Origin of the sequence: Danxiaibacter flavus, from assembly GCF_041060425.1 — a bacterium.
Classification (GTDB): Bacteria; Bacteroidota; Bacteroidia; order Chitinophagales; family Chitinophagaceae; genus Danxiaibacter; species Danxiaibacter flavus.
The window spans coordinates 707,851-728,527 of record NZ_JAULBC010000001.1; the positions used below are offsets into that span (position 1 = coordinate 707,851).

General features: G+C 41.5%; 20 protein-coding genes. 7 read left to right on the forward strand and 13 right to left on the reverse strand.

All coding sequences use genetic code 11. The annotated features are described in order from the left end of the window. Positions 1–5 precede the first annotated feature (5 nt). From QTN47_RS02750 to QTN47_RS02765, 4 genes are all read right to left on the reverse strand, one after another. Positions 6–830, reverse strand: coding sequence for a class I SAM-dependent methyltransferase (locus tag QTN47_RS02750; protein ID WP_369327785.1), 825 nt, complete (start codon positions 828–830; stop codon positions 6–8). Continuing rightward, positions 827–2,293: a B12-binding domain-containing radical SAM protein gene (locus tag QTN47_RS02755; RefSeq protein ID WP_369327786.1), complete on the reverse strand. Its 1,467-nt coding sequence runs from the start codon at positions 2,291–2,293 to the stop codon at positions 827–829. Before QTN47_RS02755 ends, QTN47_RS02750 begins: the two co-directional genes overlap by 4 nt. 14 nt (positions 2,294–2,307) lie before the next feature. Next, positions 2,308–3,363 carry a radical SAM protein gene (locus QTN47_RS02760; RefSeq protein WP_369327787.1) on the reverse strand — a complete coding sequence of 352 codons (1,056 nt, stop codon included), beginning with the start codon at positions 3,361–3,363 and terminating at the stop codon, positions 2,308–2,310. 156 nt (positions 3,364–3,519) lie between these two features. After that, the gene (locus QTN47_RS02765; protein WP_369327788.1) at positions 3,520–5,028 is read right to left on the reverse strand and encodes a B12-binding domain-containing radical SAM protein; all 1,509 of its coding nucleotides are present in this window, start codon (positions 5,026–5,028) and stop codon (positions 3,520–3,522) included. A gap of 293 nt (positions 5,029–5,321) precedes the next feature. Between QTN47_RS02765 and QTN47_RS02770 the strand changes: the two genes are divergently transcribed. From QTN47_RS02770 to QTN47_RS02780, 3 genes are read left to right on the forward strand one after another with little or no spacing between them, the layout of a single operon-like run. Beyond that, on the forward strand, positions 5,322–6,065 hold the full coding sequence (locus QTN47_RS02770; RefSeq protein ID WP_369327789.1) for a class I SAM-dependent methyltransferase: 744 nt from the start codon (positions 5,322–5,324) through the stop codon (positions 6,063–6,065). After that, a complete protein-coding gene (locus QTN47_RS02775) occupies positions 6,052–7,245 on the forward strand; it encodes an amidohydrolase family protein (protein ID WP_369327790.1) in 1,194 nt (397 codons plus the stop codon). Before QTN47_RS02770 ends, QTN47_RS02775 begins: the two co-directional genes overlap by 14 nt. Next, positions 7,229–8,398 (forward strand): glycosyltransferase family 4 protein, encoded by a 1,170-nt coding sequence (locus tag QTN47_RS02780; protein WP_369327791.1) that lies wholly within the window; start codon positions 7,229–7,231, stop codon positions 8,396–8,398. The genes QTN47_RS02775 and QTN47_RS02780 overlap by 17 nt, the downstream gene beginning before the upstream one ends. On the opposite strand, the gene QTN47_RS02785 is transcribed toward QTN47_RS02780, so the two are convergent. From QTN47_RS02785 to QTN47_RS02800, 4 genes are all read right to left on the reverse strand, one after another. After that, positions 8,333–9,388 carry a glycosyltransferase gene (locus tag QTN47_RS02785; RefSeq protein ID WP_369327792.1) on the reverse strand — a complete coding sequence of 352 codons (1,056 nt, stop codon included), beginning with the start codon at positions 9,386–9,388 and terminating at the stop codon, positions 8,333–8,335. The two genes, QTN47_RS02780 and QTN47_RS02785, sit on opposite strands and share 66 nt — an antisense overlap. After that, positions 9,381–11,030, reverse strand: coding sequence for an ATP-binding cassette domain-containing protein (locus QTN47_RS02790; protein ID WP_369327793.1), 1,650 nt, complete (start codon positions 11,028–11,030; stop codon positions 9,381–9,383). Before QTN47_RS02790 ends, QTN47_RS02785 begins: the two co-directional genes overlap by 8 nt. Positions 11,031–11,050: 20 nt before the next feature. Then, positions 11,051–11,740 carry a sugar transferase gene (locus QTN47_RS02795; protein ID WP_369327794.1) on the reverse strand — a complete coding sequence of 230 codons (690 nt, stop codon included), beginning with the start codon at positions 11,738–11,740 and terminating at the stop codon, positions 11,051–11,053. A 101-nt stretch (positions 11,741–11,841) separates the two neighbouring features. Beyond that, positions 11,842–12,414 carry an RNA polymerase sigma factor gene (locus tag QTN47_RS02800; protein ID WP_369327795.1) on the reverse strand — a complete coding sequence of 191 codons (573 nt, stop codon included), beginning with the start codon at positions 12,412–12,414 and terminating at the stop codon, positions 11,842–11,844. A gap of 205 nt (positions 12,415–12,619) precedes the next feature. Between QTN47_RS02800 and QTN47_RS02805 the strand changes: the two genes are divergently transcribed. Continuing rightward, a complete protein-coding gene (locus QTN47_RS02805) occupies positions 12,620–13,639 on the forward strand; it encodes a c-type cytochrome (protein ID WP_369327796.1) in 1,020 nt (339 codons plus the stop codon). Between the two features lie 29 nt (positions 13,640–13,668). Here QTN47_RS02805 and QTN47_RS02810 read toward each other — a convergent pair whose 3' ends face one another. Beyond that, positions 13,669–14,361 carry a hypothetical protein gene (locus QTN47_RS02810; protein WP_369327797.1) on the reverse strand — a complete coding sequence of 231 codons (693 nt, stop codon included), beginning with the start codon at positions 14,359–14,361 and terminating at the stop codon, positions 13,669–13,671. Between the two features lie 259 nt (positions 14,362–14,620). Between QTN47_RS02810 and QTN47_RS02815 the strand changes: the two genes are divergently transcribed. Then, a complete protein-coding gene (locus tag QTN47_RS02815) occupies positions 14,621–15,037 on the forward strand; it encodes a DsrE family protein (protein WP_369327798.1) in 417 nt (138 codons plus the stop codon). Positions 15,038–15,321: 284 nt separating this feature from the next. Here the strand turns inward: QTN47_RS02815 and QTN47_RS02820 are convergent, their stop codons facing one another. The 3 genes from QTN47_RS02820 to QTN47_RS02830 all read right to left on the reverse strand — a co-directional run bounded on the left by QTN47_RS02820 (position 15,322) and on the right by QTN47_RS02830 (position 16,823). Beyond that, on the reverse strand, positions 15,322–15,702 hold the full coding sequence (locus tag QTN47_RS02820; protein ID WP_369327799.1) for a nuclear transport factor 2 family protein: 381 nt from the start codon (positions 15,700–15,702) through the stop codon (positions 15,322–15,324). A gap of 35 nt (positions 15,703–15,737) precedes the next feature. After that, complete coding sequence (locus QTN47_RS02825) at positions 15,738–16,232, reverse strand: SRPBCC family protein (protein WP_369327800.1); 495 nt, start codon at positions 16,230–16,232, stop codon at positions 15,738–15,740. 126 nt (positions 16,233–16,358) lie between these two features. After that, complete coding sequence (locus QTN47_RS02830) at positions 16,359–16,823, reverse strand: SRPBCC family protein (protein WP_369327801.1); 465 nt, start codon at positions 16,821–16,823, stop codon at positions 16,359–16,361. A gap of 410 nt (positions 16,824–17,233) precedes the next feature. Between QTN47_RS02830 and QTN47_RS02835 the strand changes: the two genes are divergently transcribed. Further along, the gene (locus QTN47_RS02835) at positions 17,234–18,214 is read left to right on the forward strand and encodes a GlxA family transcriptional regulator (RefSeq protein ID WP_369327802.1); all 981 of its coding nucleotides are present in this window, start codon (positions 17,234–17,236) and stop codon (positions 18,212–18,214) included. 19 nt (positions 18,215–18,233) lie between these two features. Here the strand turns inward: QTN47_RS02835 and QTN47_RS02840 are convergent, their stop codons facing one another. Then, positions 18,234–19,004: an SDR family NAD(P)-dependent oxidoreductase gene (locus tag QTN47_RS02840; protein ID WP_369327803.1), complete on the reverse strand. Its 771-nt coding sequence runs from the start codon at positions 19,002–19,004 to the stop codon at positions 18,234–18,236. A gap of 323 nt (positions 19,005–19,327) precedes the next feature. On the opposite strand from QTN47_RS02840, the gene QTN47_RS02845 reads away from it, so the two are divergent. Continuing rightward, positions 19,328–20,605, forward strand: coding sequence for a TCR/Tet family MFS transporter (locus QTN47_RS02845; protein WP_369327804.1), 1,278 nt, complete (start codon positions 19,328–19,330; stop codon positions 20,603–20,605). Positions 20,606–20,677 lie beyond the last annotated feature (72 nt).

A 20,677-nucleotide genomic window follows, 5' to 3' on the forward strand; every position in this document is an offset into this window, starting at 1 on the left:
ATTAATCATCCGTTTTTCTTTAGTACAATAATATAGTAGTCTCCTATGCAGTTCCATGGCCAGCATCGCTTCAGCTTGTTTTCTGCATTTTTAAGAAAAGCAAAAGAACCGGAATGGTTTTCTGCGAAATGCTCTACATAAGATGGCGGTACCAGTGTGCACAGCCCTTCCTGAGCCACAACAGAAAATTTGTTTTTCAATACTCTTTTGACAAAGTTGGCGTTGTAATACCAACAGGTAAAATAAGTGTCTTCTACCCTTGCTTTAGCTCCGTTGCTCTTGAAGAATCGGCGGGTGGCGGTTTTGAATTTTCCTTTTAGAACAAGTAGTGTTTCCCACAGGCAGAATTTGGGTAAAATTACCAGGCATGCAATTCCACGAGGTTTAAGTAGTTCATCAAAAGATGATAGTACTTTATCCAGTTCTCCGGTACAATTCAATCCTCCAAAATTGCTAAAGATGGCATCATATTTTTCCTGGCTGGCAAGTTGATTCAGGGAAGTAAAGGAGCGTTGTTCTGTTGAGATTTTGTCGGCAAGATTATGCTGTCGGATTTTTACGGATAGTTTGTTCAGCATGCCTTCTGCAATATCTGTTGCGTGAACAAAGTATCCTTTTTTTGCAAAGTAGATGGCGTCTTCACCCGTGCCGCAATTCAGCTCCAGCATTTTTTGTCCGGGTTGTACGTATTGCTCAACTACGGATCTCACCCGGTCTCTTTTGTATTGAACAATGGTGTTGTTGATATACAATTCATCAAATACTTCAGCCTGTTTGCTAAACGCGGATGCCGCAAGCTGCTCATTATTGTTTTGCAATACTACGTTCATGCCTGTACGTTTTGCAGGGTGAAGAGTTTTATTTTGTCAATAAAGGTTACCGGCATATAGTAGAATACGGATAACGCTTTTTTGATATCGCTGATGCTAACGGCGCCGGGTTGACTGATCATTTCACGCAGTCTTGTAACGGCAATCCTGCATTTATAATTGTTATGGACAAAGCGGTGTAACTGTTTATAGAATGAGGGCGCGTAAGTATTTCGAAACATCAGGGCCAGTTCACCGGAATCGGTCCAGTTGGTTTTTTCCCGCATGGCCTCCTTTACTTTTTCATAAAAGCCAGTACCGGGCAGCGGATAAGAAACGGATATGCCTATTTCATGCGGTAGCAACTCGTTGATCATTTTGATAGTGAGTTTAATGTCCTCTTTTGTTTCTCCGAGGTAACCAAACTGGATGAATAGGGAAGGCTTTATGTTGTGTTTCTTTAGCAGATTTGTTGCCTGGTGGATCTGTTCAATGGTAATCCCTTTATCCATTGCATTTAGAATTTTTTGAGAACCGCTTTCCGCACCCATCCACGCATTATCACAACCGGCCTGTTGCAGCGATTGAACGTAAGCAGGTTGTAGCAGAAGATCGGCCCGCGATTGGATCTTAAACCTGAACCTGAGATTTTCTTTGTTTACAAGTGCCGCAAATTCCTGTACCCAGCCGGGCTTTAGACCGAAAATGTCGTCGCAGAACCATACGTGATCAAAGCCATAAGTCCTCATTAAATACTTTAATTCAGTAACTACATTTTCGGGCGAACGCGAATTGTAGCGATTGCCGTAAATAGGCTTTGCGCACCAGTTGCATTTAAACGGGCATCCCCGTGTTGTGGCAATGTTTATGGAGAAATACCCTTCGTGTTTTAGCCAGGTGCTTTTGTATTTATTCATGTCTGCCAGATCCCACGCAGCCATTGGCAATGTGTCAAGTTCTTTCAGTACATTTCGCTTAATAGTTTTTATAGTATTGTTGCCATCAAGAAACACAATGCCGGGTACGTTATAAAGATCGTTTGCTCCGGAAGTAATAGTGTTGATCAGTTCCAGGAGTGTTAATTCTCCTTCGCCAACCAAAACAAAGTCAGCGCCTGCTTGCAGGTATTTTTCAAAATGATCCGTTGCGTCCGAGCTGGAAATGATGATTTTGCAGTTAAATGCAGACGCCAGTTCAATCATACGAACGGCAGCCTCACGCATATTTGTAAGACACATTTTTGTGAGGTAGTTAAATCCATCATCATAAATAACAAGAAAATCGGGAGATGAATTTTTTAAACTGTGAGTAATTTCATCCGGGGATTGAGCGAACATCGTATCAAATAATGAAACTTCATACCCATTGGCTCTCATTAATGCTGCTGCACACAAAGTACCCAACGGAGCATAAGGCCTGCCAATGTTCTCCTGCTTTTTATCAAAATGCAAAAAATAAGAATGTGTGAATAAAATCTTCTTCATAGCTGGGAGTTTGTTTAATTGGCAGCAGGATTTACCCCTGGCGGAAGATTGAGTGAACAAACGCATCGTTTGCATACCGGATTCTCACAAGTATTCAGATCTTTTCTGAAATGGATAGCTTTTTCGCTGTTGAGGATCTGATCAAACGTGTTATTTTTAATGTTTCCAATGACGTTATGAAAGAAACATGGTTTAACAGAACCATCCGCCTCAACTACAGCAGAAACCCAGGGTGCGTTACATTTCCTGTAAGGAAAATCATTTAACCCGGCAAACGCCGCATAGTACTCGTAGATCTTCCATATTTTTTCGGGAGTCTCTTTTATATAACCCCTTGCAAAATCGCCGGAGTTATATTCTATCAGCTCTTCAACAATCTTCTTAAGTTCTGGTAACTGTGATTCGTTTATGAGAAGCTGATTTTTAACCGCATCATCCCATCCCTCCGCATGGTTAAATGCTGTACTCGTAACATCTGCAGGCAGGAAACTGATGCTGTCCAGTTTCATTTCTTTTGCGGCTTCAACAATTTTCGGCCATATCCTAAAGTTGAGTTGATGGATAACTGTGCGGCCGGAGATCTTGTATCCTGGCTTTAGAGACTTTATCAGGTGAACGCTTTCTTTGGTTTTGGCAAAAGCGTTCTCCACGTTACGAATGCTGTTGTGAACAGGTTCGTCACCATCAAGCGAAATAATTATATCATCCACATATTTAACCAGCATTTCAGCGTGGCGTTTAATGGCATGTCCGCTCGTAAGCAAAGTTATTTTGAGATGATGTTTTTTCAGAATGCCGCACAGCGTGAAAAAATTGGGATGAAGAATCGCTTCTCCTCCGGACATTACAACCTGCACAGTCCTGAGTTTTTTTAAGGAACGCATCAAGCCCGCAACATCAGTCTCGGTCAGTTGCTTCAGGTTTTTGTTGCCTTTCCATATATCGCACATCACACAACGGCAATTACATGCACTGTGCGGCATTAATATTACAATAGGCAATGCTGTTATAATATCGGTTTGCAATGTTCTGTACCGCTGATATGTTTGATATAAAGACTGTCTTCTCATTGTTAAATCCTTAATCGATTAGCTTTGTTTGATGAGGCTGCTGCCTCTGTGCAACTCTGTGTATTCTCCGTGAAACTCTGTGTAATTGCATTTTTTTATTACACAGAGAAAAGGCAGAAGTAGACACAGAGTTGCACAGAGAATAAATCCAGATGTTCAAAACCCCTGTATTTCCGGTTGCCTGTATTTCCATACACGCTGCAACAGCTTAATTTCATACGGATACTGATAGATATTAACCTTGTAACGCATTGCAGCCAGCAACTTAATAGCAGCTTTTCTTATTCCACTTAGCCGTATATCCGTAACCGTAGGGTAGTATCCGTTCAAAACGGTTTCAAAATTCCTGATCTTGTCTACCATTGCAGGCGTTAGCCAGGGTGTGAGTGGATTTTTTCGCAGATCGAAATTTGCCCAGTGTGGACTAATCCAATCATCAAGCGTCTGCGGAAATTGAAAACCCTTTGCCTGTGCTTCAGCAAACAAGCCCGATCCTTCCGTTGGGACCGGGGTGTATATATAAATAACAATTTCAGTTGAAGGATTTATCCTCTTTATTTTTTTGATAAAGGCAATGTCGAAATCTATTTGCTCATCCACCTGCCCAGCTGTTGCGGCCGGAGTTCCCAATACGAAAGAGTATTCAGGAATGATATCGAACTTTTTCATGCGGGCTGCAAATGCTGCAATCTGTTCTCCGCTTTGTGTTCCGCCTTTGTCCATCTGTTTCAACACTGCATCATTGCCACTCTCTGCGCCGAAGAAAATAATTTTGCAGCCGGACTCTCTGATCAATTGTAATGATGCATCCGAGAACTTTGTCATGGTATCAATGCGCGCCATTCCCCACCACGTCATCTTTTCCGGCTTAATAAGTTTGGCAAATTCTACCGCACGCTTTTCTGAAACAAAAAAATTGTTATCATGAAACTCAATGGCGTCGGCGCCCCATTTGTCCTTCACATATTTTACATCTTCATAAACTTTTTGAGCAGATTTGGCCTTCCAGCGTGCTTCATAGATAGGTACAACGGAGCAGAATGCACATGTAAATGGACATCCGATGCTGGAATGGTAGGCAAAGGTCTTTTTCCCGAGGTAGGTCTTGCCGAGGTATTTTTCCATGCCATACATCGTATCCAGTTTATCGTAGGGCAAAGAAGGCAATGTATCCTGCTCAATAAGATCTTCTTTTGCTGTTTTTACAATATCATCTCCGGATTTGTAAATAATGTTTTTGATCAGTTCGTAAGGCGTATTGTTTTCTAACGCGTCAATCAGCCGCGGAAAGCAATGGTCGCCAGGGCCATTTACAACAAAGTCAACGTAGCCAGATTGCAACACTGCCTTGTATTGCTGAGAAGGAAAATAGCCGCCCCATATCATAACGGTGTCCGGATTGTTGATCTTGATATGGTTTGCTATAGCAACAGCCTGCTTTAATTGAGGGCCCGGCATTACAGTAAATCCGATGTATTTGTATTCACCGGTTCTTAAATAGCTGCTGATTTTTTCAGCGGGATCATTCTCCCTGTTCCCATCCACAATAACCCAATCATACATGCCTTCTATGGATGCGGCAATGTTTAAAATCGAATTTGGAACACGGTATTTAAAATTTGCGCTCCGGGGGTTAAAAAGCAATACTTTATTTCTGGCGGGCATAATCCTGCATTTGATACCGCTAATAAATACGGAATCAAAAAGGAAAAGTTGCCTGCATTTAGGCTCTGCGGCCACATACTTTCAAAATATCTGTTGTGGTTGCCAAACGGAGGCAACTCTTATGGGCTTTGGCCGTACTATTTTAAATGAGCATTCGGGGTAAATGTTCAATAAAGGCGCGGAGGGGTACGAAGCAAGCCACAGTTCAAAGGGGAATACCTGCTTCCGGTTCTCTTCCTGCGCCTTTGCCAATTAGTTTTTTGCAATGGAGTCTTGTCAGAAATAAAGAAATCATGCGTGTCTTAAGTTATTTTAAGCAGTTACTTACACATGGTCCCGTTGAAAAGGCGCCCGAAAAAGCCTATGATCTATGGGCGGCATCCTATGATATGCAGCCTGGAAACCTGATGCTGGACCTTGATGAAATAGTTTTCACCAATATGCTGAGAAACGTTTCTCTTTCTCATAAAAAGGTTGCTGATATAGGCTGCGGCACGGGCAGGCATTGGAATCGCCTGAGACAGCAGAACCCTGCCTTGCTTTATGGTTTCGATGTCTCTTCTCAAATGCTTCAGCGTCTGAAAGAAAAATTCCCCGAAGCTGTAACGCAAAAAATATCCGGGAGTAAATACAGCAATATCCCCGCAGGCTTTTTTGATGTAATTGTGAGTACGCTTACCATCGCACACATGCCGCATATTCTGGATGTGATCTCAGAATGGGAGCGGATTTTAAAACCCGGGGGAGATATTCTGCTGACAGATTATCATCCCGACGCGCTGGCAAGGGGTGGCAAGCGGACCTTTCAATATCACAATCACCTTATCAGTATCAAGAACTTCATTTACCCGGTTGAGTTAATTATTCGCCTGGGGCAACAGAAAAATCTACAGGCGATGGATCTGCAACAGATCAATGTATCCGGGGAACACCGGCACTATTATGAGCAGAAAAATGCGTTGCATGTTTATGAAAAATTCACAGGTACTCCAATTGTTTATGGGATCCATTTAAAAAAATCAGATGCAGTTGCGTAATGTGTTTATAGAAAATCAGTGTGATCTTTTCGATATAGAGATATCAGGAGATTGTATTGCTTCGATAAAACCTGCAATGCAACGACAAGTTCCTGCAACGGGAGAAATTTACCTCAACAACGCAATAGCAATTCCTGGTTTGATCAATTCGCATGATCATCTTGACTTTAACCTGTTTCCCGCGTTGGGTGACCGGTATTATAAAGATTACCGCGAATGGGCGCAACATATACACAGTGCATATAAAGCAGAAATAGATAAAGTACTTGCCGTGCCCGTGGAAATGCGTGTGCAGTGGGGGATGTATAAAAATTTATTGTGCGGTGTTACAACTGTTGTTAATCATGGACTGCCTCTTTTTTGTGCGTCTGATATCGTAGATGTTTTTCAACATTGCCAGTCATTGCATTCTGTTGGGTTTGAAAAAATGTGGCGGTTGAAATTGAACAACCCGCTGCGTTTGCGTAAGTCAGTGGCAATACATGTGGGAGAAGGAATAAATGGCCTCGCTGAACGGGAGATCAATAAACTTCTGGCGGCGAATGTGCTGGGGCGCGAGCTTATTGCTGTGCACGGTGTTGCAATGAATGCTTTACAGGCACGAAAGTTTAAGGCACTGGTCTGGTGTCCGGCTTCCAACTATTTTATGTTTAACAAGACGGCTGATATAAACAATTTGAAGCACGGAACTGTTATTCTTTTTGGAAGCGATTCTGTACTAACGGCAGACTGGAGTATGCTTCGCCATATTCATCTGGCCAGGCGTTTAGGTGTACTATCGGATGAAGAACTTTTGCAATCACTAACAACATCGCCCGCTGCAATATGGGAGTTGGATAGGCTGGGAAAAATTCAGGAGAGTTATTATGCGGATATTGTGGTGGCTGATCAAAGAAATAAAAAAGGACTCGATGCCGCGCTTTCAATCACTTCGAAAGATATTTTGCTGGTGATAAAAAAGGGTAGGGTTCAGTTGTTTGATGAAACGCTGGTAAATCAAATACTATCATCTAAGCTTGATGTGGAGGATTTTAACTGCATTGTTGTAGAGGGGCAGGTAAAATACGTACGTGGAAATATTTCGCAGTTGATAGATCGTATTAGGTCTTATTATCCTGAAGCATCTCTTCCTGTAAAAAAGTTAAAACCTAAAGAACAAATAAATGCTTACGCTTCTTGACATTACATTTTTTTCAAACCATGAATTTAAGACCGGTAGCGAGTTAATCAGGTCACAAGCTTCCGCATTGGGCTATCTTGACTTTATCGGGCAGCAGATGCATGTTGAAGTGATAAAGCATATACGTTCTGAAGAACATTTGGAAGTAAATAATATTCCCTTTCATTTTTTTAAAACAACTAACCGGTTTTTTAGTGTACCATTTAAAACCTTGCAGTACGTAAGGAAGATAAAGCCGGATGTGGTACTAGTACAAGGCCTTATCTTTCCTTTTCAGGTTATGCTTTTAAAAGCTGTTCTGGGAAAACGGACTATTATACTTGCGCAGCATCATGGAGAGCAGGCCAACAAATCAATCCTTCGTAACTTCTTTAATAAGCTGGCTGATAAATGTATAACAGCCTACCTGTTCAATACTCCTGCTTATGCTGAAAAAAGATTGCTGCAGAAAACAATAGCCCATAGCAGAAAAATAAAGCAGCTGCCGGAAGGTTCTAATTCCTTCACCCAAAAAAATAAACAGCAGGCAAGAGTTGAGCTGAACATTGACGCAAAAGGACCTGTTTTTTTATGGGTTGGCAGGCTAAATGAAAATAAGGACCCGCTTACTATTTTAAAAGCTTTTGAGTTATACTCATTTCTTGTGCCCGGTGCCCGGCTTTATATGATCTATCAGACCGATAATTTATTGAGGCAGATAAGAACTGTGCTAGGACAAGATAGCCAGCTGCAGGAACGCGTCCATTTGGTTGGGAAAGTTGACCATGAGGAATTGGAATCCTGGTACAATGCGGCCGATTTTTTTCTGAGTGGCAGCCATTCTGAATACGGAGGATTTGCTGTGTTGGAAGCTATGGCTTGTGGGTGTATTCCGGTTACTACCAATATCCCTACCATGCAACAATATTTGCAACACGGAAAACTGGGATTTCTTTTTGCTCCTGGCGATGTTGCAGCGTTAGCTAACGTATTACTTGACCTCGAAAACTATGATATTGAAAAAATGTCAAAGGATATTGCGGCACATTTCAGACATACATATTCCTTTGAGAAAATTGCAGATGGATTGAAAGAAATATGTTTCGGCTTATACTTCGAACAGGTTCAGCACTTCCCGCACGGTGTCGTGAATGCTGTAAGTGCAAACGGGTGAGTGATCCAGGGATTCATCTTTTAAAATCTGTATCGCATGTTCGGCCATTTCCTCCGTAGAACTAACTATTGTCCAATGATTAAAATCCTTTCGCATCGGCTTGCAAAAGCTGATAACATATGCCCCGGCCCGTAATGCTTCTGAACAAACGGTACTAAATCCTTCATATGAAGATGTGTGCAGAAAAACTTTGGTTTGCTGCATTAATAAAAGCGCGGATCCGTGCGATACTTCTCCTGCTACATTTATGTCATTTTGCAATCCGTATTGGTCAATCAGTTCATACAAATGGTCCCGTTCCGGGCCTTCTCCGCAAAGAACCACATTTATAGAACCCAGTTTGCTTTTCACTGCCCGGACAACATCTATAAACAGGTCGTATTTTTTTAAAGGAATGAGTGATCCTGCACCCATTATATCAATCGTTCTTTCGCTCTGCATCGTTCTGAAAAGACTCCCATCCATACCTATTGGAATTACTGACGGAATTTGTATGCCGTAACTTTCATAGAAGGTTTTTGCAACAGCGTCGGATATTGCTATCAGTTCTTCGGGCAGGGTATTCATCAAATATTTGTAGCGGTTATTCTTCTTCGCGTCCTGGCCCAGCAGCCATGTGTAATGTTTTACGCCGTACCGTCTTCCGAATTTTTTACCAATCAATGCACATTCGCCAAGCCATAAGCTTAAAATGCCAATGACATGGTTTTGCCTGTTCAATGTTTTTAAAGTTTGCCAAACCTGCATCCACACCCATAATCTGTTTATTTTTCCTTTGTTGGAGCCACCGAGACCAATTACCTGGATGTTGTGCCACTTGTATTTTTTTGCAATAAAAGGGTATTGAAAACTGATAATAACAATATTCAGCAGGGGGCGTTCTTTTTGAAGATTTTTTACAAATACCTGTATGGAAGGCAGGCAAGAAGTGTCTGCTTCGTTTACCGGGAAGCCAGGAGTAAGGATGATGAATGTTTTTCTATCAGCCAATTTCAATTGTTTTATTGCAATATGCCAGACTTTTTTTGTTGTGTGTGATGAGCAGGATGATTTTTCCCTGTGCCGCCAGCGACTGGAAATATGTTAACAGTGCAGCTTCTGACGCTGTATCGAGCTCTTTAAATGGTTCGTCAAGAATAATCAGATCTGCATTTTTATAAAGTGCTCTGGCAATCGTTATTCGTTGCCGTTGCCCTCCACTTAGGTTTTTACCCGAATCCGAAATGCCGGCGGTGGTTGCAGTAGCGGTGTTTTCAATTATTTGTTGCATGCCGGTTGCCGAAATAATGTGCTCGACTTTGGTTGTGGCCTCCTGTTCCTGTCCAAACGTGATATTGTTCAATATTGAATCCCTGAATATAAAAGGCTGTTGTTTTACATAGGCGATAAGATCGCCAGCCTGTTGGCGCTCCTGTGATGAAGTGTTTCTGCCGTTTATTTTTATGCTGCCTGAAGATGGGGAGAGGAAGCCTAACAACAAATGCACGGCCGTTGTTTTGCCTTTGCCCGACAGGCCATGAATGCCTGCCATGTCTCCGCTTTCAAGATACATGTTCATGTTATTGAGAATAGGTTTGGAGCTGTATCCAAAAGAAACCTCTTTAAATTCAATGCTATTTATTTGGCCTGGTAATTGGATTGTGGCTGTTTTAATAGCGTCAGAATTTCTTGAGGAGATCGGGTGAATGGAATATGCATATGCCTTAATTAAACCTGAGGCATTCAGTATTTTTACAATGCCAGGTATTATTTTGTATGCCGCAGCAAGAAATGCACCGAGCATAACAATTTGTACGTGCGTAGTTCCGGAAAGGAATTTGTTCAGTGCAATAAGTACAAACAGTCCGGCAACAGCAAATACTTCCATAAATCCGGTAGGCATGGATTGAATGCTTTGTTGTTCGGCCAGGCTATAGTTCATTTTTTGTTGGTAGCGGGCAAACCGGTTTACAAAGAAGGGCTGCGCATTGTACAGATTGGCTTCAACAAAGCCCGCTAATGCCTCGTGTAAATGTTGCAACGATTTCTCACTGCTTTGCTTTACTGACAGTTTGAGGCGGCTTGCCTTTTTTTTAATGATAGAAGCACATAAAACAACCGGCGGCGCCAGTACTGCAAATAGCAATAAGAACATTGCGGGGCTGTATGTAAGTATCGCGCCAACAGTAATTATCAGCAGCAAAACCTGTCCCGTTATTTGTTGAAGGCTTCGTAAAACATAGTAAGCAAATTCAATTGGTTCCTGCGAAATTTTTCTTGAGTAAACTGCTGAGTCAGTTTGAACATAATCTGTATAATCTGATTTGAAATAGTTGGCAAGATTTTCAGCGGAAATTCGTAAGGCTACATCGTAAACAAAATGATACTGTTTTTTGAGCGTGATTGCCGTGAAAAAGTTTTTCATTACAAACAGAAGTAACAGTATAAAGACCGGTAGTAAGGATCCGTCGTTAAAATAACTATTGCCGGTAAATTGACTGGCTCCGGAATAAATGCTGGTTAACCATACCAATGCCGCCATAAATCCAACATCAGCGATGCTTAGCAGCACGTCAAAAAAAGTAATGGTAAGAAATTGCCTTTTCTCATGTGTTGTCAATGCCTGGAAAATATGTTGTGCGATGCGTTTCACGGATTTTACAAGGGAATTTGTTAACGGAAAAGATTGATGAATGTCCGAAGTATAATAGTCATATCCATTTTTAATGACCAGTGATAAATATAGTGCAGATCCATGTCCAGTCTGGCTTTAAGCATATTGGCGTCTTCTGTAAAACCATAATGTCCCAGCGATTGCGCGAGGCCCGTAATGCCAGGCTTTACATCATGCCGGAGTTTGTATGATGCAATCAGTGTTTCATTTCTCCGGTTCTCGGCTATCATATACGGGCGAGGACCCACAAAGGACATTTCACCTCTCAACACATTAAAAAACTGTGGCAGCTCATCCAAATGTGTTTTGCGAAAGAAATTGCCAACTGATGTTATTCTTTGATCATTTTTATAAGCACCCTTTCTGTCTGCATCAGCATTTACCACCATGGTTCTGAATTTAATGCAGTTGAAAACCTCGCCATTTTTCTTATTTCGCTTTTGCACGAAGAATACCGGACCTTTTGAATTTAGTTTGATAATACATGCAATTAAAGGAACCAGCCATGATAATATAAATAGAACGGCTGCAGAAGATACAATGATGTCGAACGCTCGTTTCAAAAAAACATTGTATTGCTTTTGTAATGGCAATAAAGGTTTCTCAAGTACCAATAGTGCCGGTGTATCATCTGTTTTATGGAGAACCGGCTCGATTATTTCATTGTAAATTTCAACGCGACCATTCATACCTGTAGTCTTAAAGTTTGCAGCCGTAAACACGTAGTTTGACAATACGATGCTGACCGGATAGTAATTGTAAGATGATAGAAGTAAGAAGAGTTAATGTTTTATCCACACAATGCAACAGCTTCATTGCTTTTTTTTATAATTTTTTGTAGCAGTACGCGGGCCTTTGAAAGGTTGGACTTGGAGGTACCTTCTGAAATACCCAGGCGGGCCGCAATTTCCTGGTGCGTAAATCCGTCAATTACAAACATGTTAAACACTGCCCTGTAACCGGGGGGAAGCTTCCTTATTTCACCAACAAGCTCTTTGTAAAGGCATGACTGGTCCGATGTCATACTGCTTGTTTCTGCGGCCCAAACGGCATCGAAATTTCCTCCTATTTCCGGAATGAATTCATGTTTACGTAAATGATCAATTGCCGTATTAACCATAATAGTGCGCATCCATCCCATCAGCATTCTTTCCACATGCTCGGTGTCGCTATTCGAAAATTTATCAAAGTGTCTGAAAACTTTTACATAACCGTCATTCACAATGTCCACTGCTTTTTCATAGCGATATACATACCGGAAAACGATTTTCAAACAATAGCCATAGTATTTGTTGTATAACAGTTTTTGATCGCGGGGATTGTTATGGATACAACCGGCTATTATTTGTTGAATATTTTCCAACGGACACTCGTATTTATACCCAATGAATACGATGAGTTTAAAAAATGGTTGCCTGTTTGTAGAATAATTTTATGCAGTTTATGCATAGTATTTTTCTGTCGGTTGCGTCATAAATCCGACATAGTTAGATGACTACTTCTTTTGCCATTCGGATAATTATTATTTCTCTTAATAATTGATTAAATTAGTCACACAAAATTGCACCGTGAGATCCGTCCGCTTCCGGTATATTATTCTTTTAATCCTCGTATTTGTTGTGTGTGTAGTTGTGTATAAACTATCCACCCGGAACGCACAAAAAAAACTATATAGCTCCGCTTTTGATTCAGTTAAATCTTCTGCAAGCGGTATTCACTGGCACGCGCCGGATACAAGTCTGATACCGGATACAGAAGACGGAAAGATGATAAAGTATGGCCGAGAGCTGATTTTAAATACAGCTTATTATCTCGGTCCGAAAGGAAAGGTTGCGAAAGTATCCAACGGCATGAACTGCCAGAACTGTCATATTGATGCGGGCACAAAACCTTTTGGAAATTGTTTCTCAGCAGTGGCTTCTGTTTACCCGGTATTCAGACCCAGAAGCGGCATTGTAGAATCAATTGAATATCGTGTGAACGACTGCATGCAAAGGAGTCTTAACGGAACAACGATCGATACAACAAGCAGAGAAATGAAAGCCATGGTGGCTTACTTAAAATGGGTGGGAAAGGATGTTCCCAGGGGCGTGAAACCTGCAGGTGCCAATATTGAAGAGCTTGCTTTTTTAGACAGGCCGGCTGACGTAGCCAAAGGTAAGATTGTGTACACGGCGCAGTGTGTCCGCTGTCATGGAACTAACGGACAGGGGCTTGTGTCGGCAGATTCCGCAGGATATGTATATCCTCCTTTATGGGGAGTACACAGCTACAATACCGGTGCCGGGTTGTATCGCTTAAGCAGGTTCGCCGGTTATGTAAAAAATAATATGCCTTTTGGTACAAGTCATGAGAAGCCGGTCCTCACGAATGAAGAAGCCTGGGATGTTGCTGCTTATGTCAACTCTCAGTCAAGGCCACAAAGATCTTTTCCCAAAGACTGGCCAAACCTTAAGCTAAAAGCTATTGACCAGCCTTTCGGTCCTTATGCAGATTCGTTCTCGCAACAACAACACAAATACGGACCATTTGGGCCGATAAAGCGTGCGAGAGAGAAAGCTAATGCTACAGCTACCGCCGTGAAGTAGCTGGTAATATTCAATATTTTTTATTTCCACTAGCCTGCGAAGCAATAAGCGCATCCGTGTTCCTGAGCGCGGCCTACAGCCCATACGCCAGATGGCACAACCTGTATGTTGGGTAATACACCTGCAGTCCATTCTTTTTTAATAGCGACGGCATCGCCATTCATTCCCATCGCTGCCATGCCGCTGTAAACAGTAAGTGCCATATCGCATACGCAGAACATAACACCACTTTTCTGCAGGTCTTCAATACCGATTTGGATTTCACCAACGCCCGGTATTTTATCTGCAGGTCTTTGTAAAAAAGGATTGGATGTAGCAGCTGCTTTTGTTTGAGGGTCTTCTACCTTAAACATTTCACCGAATTTGTATTTCTGCCACAAATCGTTATTCATTGCGTAACCGATTGCCGAATGACGCAACACTACAACTGCCGAGCACATGTTTTCCGGCGTGCCGGTGGCAGCGTTCGTTACCAGGTAAACTTTAGTCCATGCGAAAGGAAAAATTTCGTGTGGCTGTGTTACATCAAATACAATACGATGTTTGCCCTTTATGGTGTTGAACCAGGCATCAGCGTCTGCAGGACTGCCTGCTATCCCGGTTTCGGCATTCAGTTGAAACGGATTAACAAGAGAAGCCATTCCTAATGTGGCAGCTCCTGTTGCAATAGAACCAATAAATGCACGGCGGGGCGTTTTTGAAGAGGTACTTTGGTTAGACATATGTGCTTTTTTTAGTGAGAGATATTTTGGCAAGAGTCAACAAAAAGTAATAAAAAATAATGATTCTTAAAAGCAAAATGAAATCTATTTATCATTAGGTGAAAAGTTTAGAAAATGAATGTCTCATAGTCTTAGGGCCAATTTTTCCGTGATTGCAGACGAGGTGATACCTATAAAAAATTGTTTGTTCCGATCAGAAGACGGAATTGATAATCAACGGCATATTTTGTATATTTTATGTCTGTTAAAGTCTTCAGCTATGAAATATTACCTTGTATTATTTGTAGTTGCCCTGTTGTCAATACAAATCGCAGTTGCTCAGTCCCGTCCGTACAACGTGGTATTCGACCTTACAACAAAAGATTCTGTTAGCCAACAGTCTGTAATTCGCTGGATAAATTTGATTTCAAAAAACAATGCCGACGCAAAACTCGAAGTAGTGATGTATGGTCAGGGGTTGGATCTTGTTACGAAAGGAAAATCAATTGTAGCCGATGATGTTACAAAGCTGGCTCAAAACAAGAATGTATCTTTTGCAGTTTGTGATATTGCCATGAAGCATCAGAATGTTGACAAAAGCCAGTTATTACCGGGAGTTACAACGGTTCCTGATGGAATTTATGAGATCATTACCAAACAAGGCGAAGGGTGGGGTTATATAAAAGTTACGCACTAACAGCTTTTCTGCGTTTGCGGGATAAAAACTTCCAGGTGTAGTCTATAAGAATAACCCAAAACTTGCACCGCTGGTGCAAGAAATTGGGTCGGGCCAATAATGTGCTCATTATGGAAAAATGTAAAGACAAGAGAATTTCGTTTCCAAATGAATAAATAAATTGATAACTGGATTATTCGCAGGGGGATGTTATTTTGTAATGGTTTTGAAATGATCGCATCATCAAAAAAGGATTACAAACATTGTAATCCTTTTGCCAATCCGAGGACTCGTATGCTTTGTCCTCAATAAAAAAATTGCTCTGAAATTATTTTTCCGTCTTTCACTTCATATAACATAATCTGGTCAATTCTAACTCTGCCAAAACCGTTGACGTCGATGTCCGTCGTTCTCCCTACCGCAAAGTGATTGCCGGTTACAATCGGGCCTGAAGTTTTAAGTTCATGTGCTGCTGTAACATGCTTTAAAAACTCCTCGCCCTTTGCACGTATTGCAGTTTTACCCTCGGCATTTTTGAAATAGGGAGATGCTGGCGGCTCAATGCTTTTTGCATCATCAGCAAAAAGTTCATCCTGTATCTCAAACCATTTTTCCTGCTGCGCAAGTTCATTGAACCGATCGGCAACCTCTTGCGTTGTTTGTATGATGTTTAATGTGTCGTTCACAGTGTTTTTATTTTTTAATTTTAACTTTTGAATTGCTAGTTTCCGCCATTCATTCTTGCATCAATTTCTCTTTGAAATTTATTCGCCTCTTTTTTGTTGGGCTCGCCTTTGCCGGTGGTAACCAGCTTGTAAAGGCTGTTTCTGATATAGTTGGTCCAGCTGTCTTTACATACGTCAAAACACTCATATTCCGGAACCAGGCCCTGGTGTGTAAAGCGGAGTTCTGTTTTATTGTCTTTTTCAGAAATGTCGAAAATTACATAGGTATCCGTCCATTCGCTTTTGTCTTCCGTAAAGTTGAAATAGTTCTCTAAAACATGCCATACTACTTTCTTGCCAGGTACTACTTCTGTTAATTTTATGCGACAGCTATGAACATCTTTATAATGATAGTCGAACTCGTCATTGAGTTTTTCAGTGCCGCCTTCAATTTCTTCAGACCACCAACCGCGAACATTGGTGACTGCTTTGAAAACTACTTCCGGAGATTGATCTACCACAATTGAGGTAGTAAAACTTTGGTTGTCCATAACCCTTTGTTTTTGTTTGTTAATTGTTAATAGTTGTTGGCTGCGATGCTTGTGTTCAGCGCATTTAAGTGAGTGGTCAAAAGTCACATGCACCGGGCAGAGATAGATATGGAACAAGCGCTGATTTTAATTGCTCTCAACTGCAGCTTTAACTTTGTAAGGCTGACCTTTTCCTGTCGTGATGAAGCTGTACAAACTATTGGATATATAATCCTGCCAGGCGTTAGAGCAATCAGTGTAGCATTGAATTTTAGGAGCAAGCCCGATATGTGTAAAACGCACCTCCGTTTGGTTTTCCTTTTTTGTAATGTCGAAGCTTATTTTTGTTCCGTTCCATTCCTGCTTGTCCTGCAAAAAATTAAGTTGACTGTCTGTTATAAGCCATACAATTTTAGATGAAGGAACAGACTCAATTAATTTTTGTTTGGAATAATGTATGTCAGCAAAGCGGACTGCAAATTCATCATTCAACTTTTCTGAATTGCCTTCAATCTCATCTATCCACCATCCTCTTACATTATTGATAGCATTGAAGACTTCTTCCGGAGTTTTATCTACGAGGAAGTTAACTGTAAAATCTTGTGTAGCCATTGTTATGTGTTTTTGATTGTGAAAATTGCTTGGTAAAAGTATTGTCTAAATATGGCTTGAACAGGGTGGGTATTGGACTTTGTTGCGGGGCAATCTGGCCAGATTGTTTTAGTATTCAAATTGTATCTGACAGCAGATGTCGCATCCGGCTTTGAAAGGTCGGCCGGAAAGAAAAATATTCGCACCTTCCTTTATAAAGGCCTTGACAGTGGGGCTGTCCACGGTGTTATCGCCGTAAATAAGGCCTGCTTTGTTTTCGGGCTTTTGCATTTGTTTTTAGTTTTTGGTAAGTTTTTGTGTTACGGATTTCAAAGCTATTGTCTTGGCCCCAAAAAAGTCGGGTGTGAAATAGACTTTCTGTTGGGTTGATTTGGCCATTGCTTTTTTATACATTTAGGTAAATTTTACTTATGAAATACGTTACGATAGTTGTGCCGGACTGTGAGTTGAACCTGAATAGTATAGCTGGTGCGTATGAGATCCTGACAAGGGCTAATGACTATTGGCAAAAGATCGGAAACCGGTCACGGCTTGATGTACGGATTGCCGGGTTCGTTTCGGAAAGCAAAATCAATGGCGGGTATTTTACAGTTCATCCGACAGATATAGGCCAGATTAAAAAGACGGATCTTTTGATCATTCCATCCATATTTGGTGATTATGCGAAAACGGTTAAAAAGAATGACGGCCTCATCGATTGGATCGGCGATCAGTACAAAAGAGGTGCTGAAATAGCCAGTATGTGCTCAGGCGCATTTTTGCTTGCGGCAACAGGACTTCTTGAAGGTAAAACCTGCTCCACTCATTGGAATGCGATAGAAAAGTTCAGAGAAATGTATCCTAACGTTAAGATCGCTGAGGATAAAATTATCACCGATGAAAACGGGATCTACACTAACGGAGGAGGCTATTCGTTCCTGAACCTGATGCTTTATTTGGTGGAAAAAATTTTTGACAGGGCCGCGGCTGTTTTTTGTTCAAAAGTTTTTCAGATTGATATTGAAAGGACAACGCAATCACAGTTCACAATCTTTCACATTCAAAAAGGACATGGTGATGATGTGATCAACAGAGCACAGATGTACATTGAAGAGAATATTGATGCAAAAATATCTTTTGAAAAACTGGCATCACAACTTGCGGTCAGCAGGCGCAACTTCGACAGGCGGTTTGTGAAGGCAACGGGGAATACGCCGGTGGAATATCTTCAACGCGTAAAGGTTGAAGCTGCAAAGAAAGAACTGGAGAAAGGTCGCAAATCAGTATTCGAAATTATGAATGACGTCGGTTACGCCGATGATAAAGCTTTCAGGGAAGTTTTTAAAAAAGTAACAGGCTTATCGCCTTTAGATTATAAAAACAAGTATAGTAAGGTGGAACTTGCATCCTGATATGTAATATCAATCATCCTTATTTTAAATGCACGCCGCTTAGTGCTGCACATAGTTCAAAAAAACGGTCCTGCACTTGCATATCCGCGGCTGCGGCAAGAAAATTTTTCATTCGTTGGTGGTAAAAGTAGTTGCCTGTAACCAATGCATTGCTATCTGAACTTACAGCCAACCAGCATTGCGTAATAGCGCCTTCTTCAAGGTTGTCGGGAGCGGATTGGCCGCCCATTTTGGTAGCAACCCATCCGGGTTCAACGGCATTTGAGTAAACATCTGGCCATAGTCTTGCCACAGCCTGCGAAAGTATAAGGTCATGCAATTTTGAATCAGAATAAGCCTGGAAGCCATTCCAGTGACGTTTCTCCCACGTTATATCCTGCAGGCTGGTATCACCTTGTGTATGTAAACCAGAACTAAGATAGATCAGGCGCTTAGGTTTGTTAATTAATGCGGTCAGCAGATAGGGTGCCATGCTGTTAACTGCAAACACGTCCGGCAATCCATCTACCGTTACTTTACGTTTGGGCTCTCTGTAACCCATTGCGGCATTATGTATAATAGCATCAAACGCGCCCAACGAGTTAATTTTTTCCGCCAGTTGTATGGTCTCTTTAACAGACGAAAGATCGGCCGCAATAGCTGTCTCTGCGCCGGGCAAAGCTGCTAACGCATCGTGTATTCTTTTTTCATTCCTGGCATGTAATACTACCTGGTGCCCTTCTTTTATTAAATTTCTTGCCGCCATTTGTCCAAGTCCATCAGGAGAGCCTGTGATAAAAATTCTTGCCATAATTTTTGTTTTCTACAAAATTGAATTTCAATAGCTGAACAACCCTTGCCAATTGGTAAATCTACCTGCTACAACGGTAAATTAAATCATGATGGCTAATTGTGCTGCATTTATTTATGAACTAAATTGATTGTTGACGGCGAGCCTGGTTGAGTTAGGTGAAGGGGAATATGTATTGATAGGTGGCTTAACGCCGAAATTTCTTACTCATAAATGATGAAGGGTTCTCTTTTCAAAATAAAAAGGTGCATATTGCGCAGATTGTAAAGCAGAATTTTGCCAGAATTAAATTTCGGCTTTACAAACCCTTACAAGTAAACAATATGCGAACATCCAACAAATCCGCCATAGGCTTTATATTCATTACCTTATTGATCGATGTAATGGGCTGGGGTTTGATCATCCCTGTGATGGCTGATCTTATCGCCCAGCTGAAAGGTATCCCTGTTAATGAGGCCAGTACATATGGGGCGTTGCTTTTGTCAGTGTTTGCAGTAACTCAATTTTTGTTCGCGCCAGTTGTCGGCAATCTAAGTGACCAATATGGACGCCGGCCGGTATTGTTATTTTCCCTGTTGGGTTTTGGTATTGACTACATTGTTCTTGCACTGGCACCAGCTTATGGATGGCTGTTTGTAGGCCGCGTTGTTGCCGGTATTACAGGTGCAAGTTTTACAACGGCTTCTGCATATATCGCAGACGTAAGTACAAATGAAACGAGAGCAAAAAATTTTGGATTGATCGGAGCGGCGTTTGGTTTAGGTTTTGTCTTAGGTCCTGCGCTCGGTGCCTTGCTGGCTACCTGGGGTATACGTGCACCCTTTTACGCAGCAGCAGGGCTTTGTTTGTTAAACTGTTTGTACGGATATTTTTTATTACCTGAATCTTTGGATAAAGACAAGAGAAGAAAGTTTGAATGGAAGAGGGCCAATCCCTTTGGCTCGTTGAAATTTCTTACAAAACATCCTGAAATTGGCGGCCTCGCAATTTGCTTTTTCCTGATTTATCTGGGCGCCCAGTCGGTGCAGGGCAATTGGAATTTCTTTACTATTTACCGGTTTAAATGGAGCGAGAAAATGGTAGGCATTTCGCTCGCTGTGGTGGGCGTGCTGGTGGGTGCCGTGCAGGGTGGCCTGACACGCGTGATCAATCCAAAAATCGGAAATGAAAAAAGTATCTATCTGGGGCTTTCGTTATATACACTTGGTTTAATCCTGTTTGCTTTTGCCACACAGGGGTGGATGATGTTTGCTTTTCTTATTCCGTATTGCCTGGGTGGTATTTGTGGACCTTCTTTGCAATCAGTAATATCCGGGCATGTACCCACCAATCAGCAGGGCGAATTGCAAGGCGCGCTTACAAGCCTGATGAGTCTTACCACCATCATCGGTCCGTTGATCATGAACAACACTTTTGCATATTTTACTTCTGACAAAGCTCCTTTCTATTTCCCGGGGATCCATTTCCTTATCGGAGCAACCTGCATGTTATTGAGTGTGATTATCGCAAATAAAGTTTTAAGCCGTGAGAAGAAAGAACATCCCGAACTAATAAGTGTAATTGAAGGGAAAGGAGAGAGTGGTCAGTTTAATGCGCATTAATGCCTCAAACTACTTCACAATTAATGATAGCTCAAATTCTCCTGTATTAGAAACAGCGATAAAATGTATGCA

What these genes read in the sequence shown, in the direction of transcription:
- QTN47_RS02750 (WP_369327785.1), bottom strand. Translation starts at nt 830, where the DNA reads ATGAACGTAGTATTGCAAAACAATAATGAGCAGCTTGCGGCATCCGCG.
- QTN47_RS02755 (WP_369327786.1), bottom strand. Translation starts at nt 2,293, where the DNA reads ATGAAGAAGATTTTATTCACACATTCTTATTTTTTGCATTTTGATAAA.
- QTN47_RS02760 (WP_369327787.1), bottom strand. Translation starts at nt 3,363, where the DNA reads ATGAGAAGACAGTCTTTATATCAAACATATCAGCGGTACAGAACATTG.
- QTN47_RS02765 (WP_369327788.1), bottom strand. Translation starts at nt 5,028, where the DNA reads ATGCCCGCCAGAAATAAAGTATTGCTTTTTAACCCCCGGAGCGCAAAT.
- QTN47_RS02770 (WP_369327789.1), top strand. Translation starts at nt 5,322, where the DNA reads ATGCGTGTCTTAAGTTATTTTAAGCAGTTACTTACACATGGTCCCGTT.
- QTN47_RS02775 (WP_369327790.1), top strand. Translation starts at nt 6,052, where the DNA reads ATGCAGTTGCGTAATGTGTTTATAGAAAATCAGTGTGATCTTTTCGAT.
- QTN47_RS02780 (WP_369327791.1), top strand. Translation starts at nt 7,229, where the DNA reads ATGCTTACGCTTCTTGACATTACATTTTTTTCAAACCATGAATTTAAG.
- QTN47_RS02795 (WP_369327794.1), bottom strand. Translation starts at nt 11,740, where the DNA reads ATGAATGGTCGCGTTGAAATTTACAATGAAATAATCGAGCCGGTTCTC.
- QTN47_RS02810 (WP_369327797.1), bottom strand. Translation starts at nt 14,361, where the DNA reads ATGTCTAACCAAAGTACCTCTTCAAAAACGCCCCGCCGTGCATTTATT.
- QTN47_RS02815 (WP_369327798.1), top strand. Translation starts at nt 14,621, where the DNA reads ATGAAATATTACCTTGTATTATTTGTAGTTGCCCTGTTGTCAATACAA.
- QTN47_RS02825 (WP_369327800.1), bottom strand. Translation starts at nt 16,232, where the DNA reads ATGGACAACCAAAGTTTTACTACCTCAATTGTGGTAGATCAATCTCCG.
- QTN47_RS02830 (WP_369327801.1), bottom strand. Translation starts at nt 16,823, where the DNA reads ATGGCTACACAAGATTTTACAGTTAACTTCCTCGTAGATAAAACTCCG.
- QTN47_RS02835 (WP_369327802.1), top strand. Translation starts at nt 17,234, where the DNA reads ATGAAATACGTTACGATAGTTGTGCCGGACTGTGAGTTGAACCTGAAT.
- QTN47_RS02840 (WP_369327803.1), bottom strand. Translation starts at nt 19,004, where the DNA reads ATGGCAAGAATTTTTATCACAGGCTCTCCTGATGGACTTGGACAAATG.
- QTN47_RS02845 (WP_369327804.1), top strand. Translation starts at nt 19,328, where the DNA reads ATGCGAACATCCAACAAATCCGCCATAGGCTTTATATTCATTACCTTA.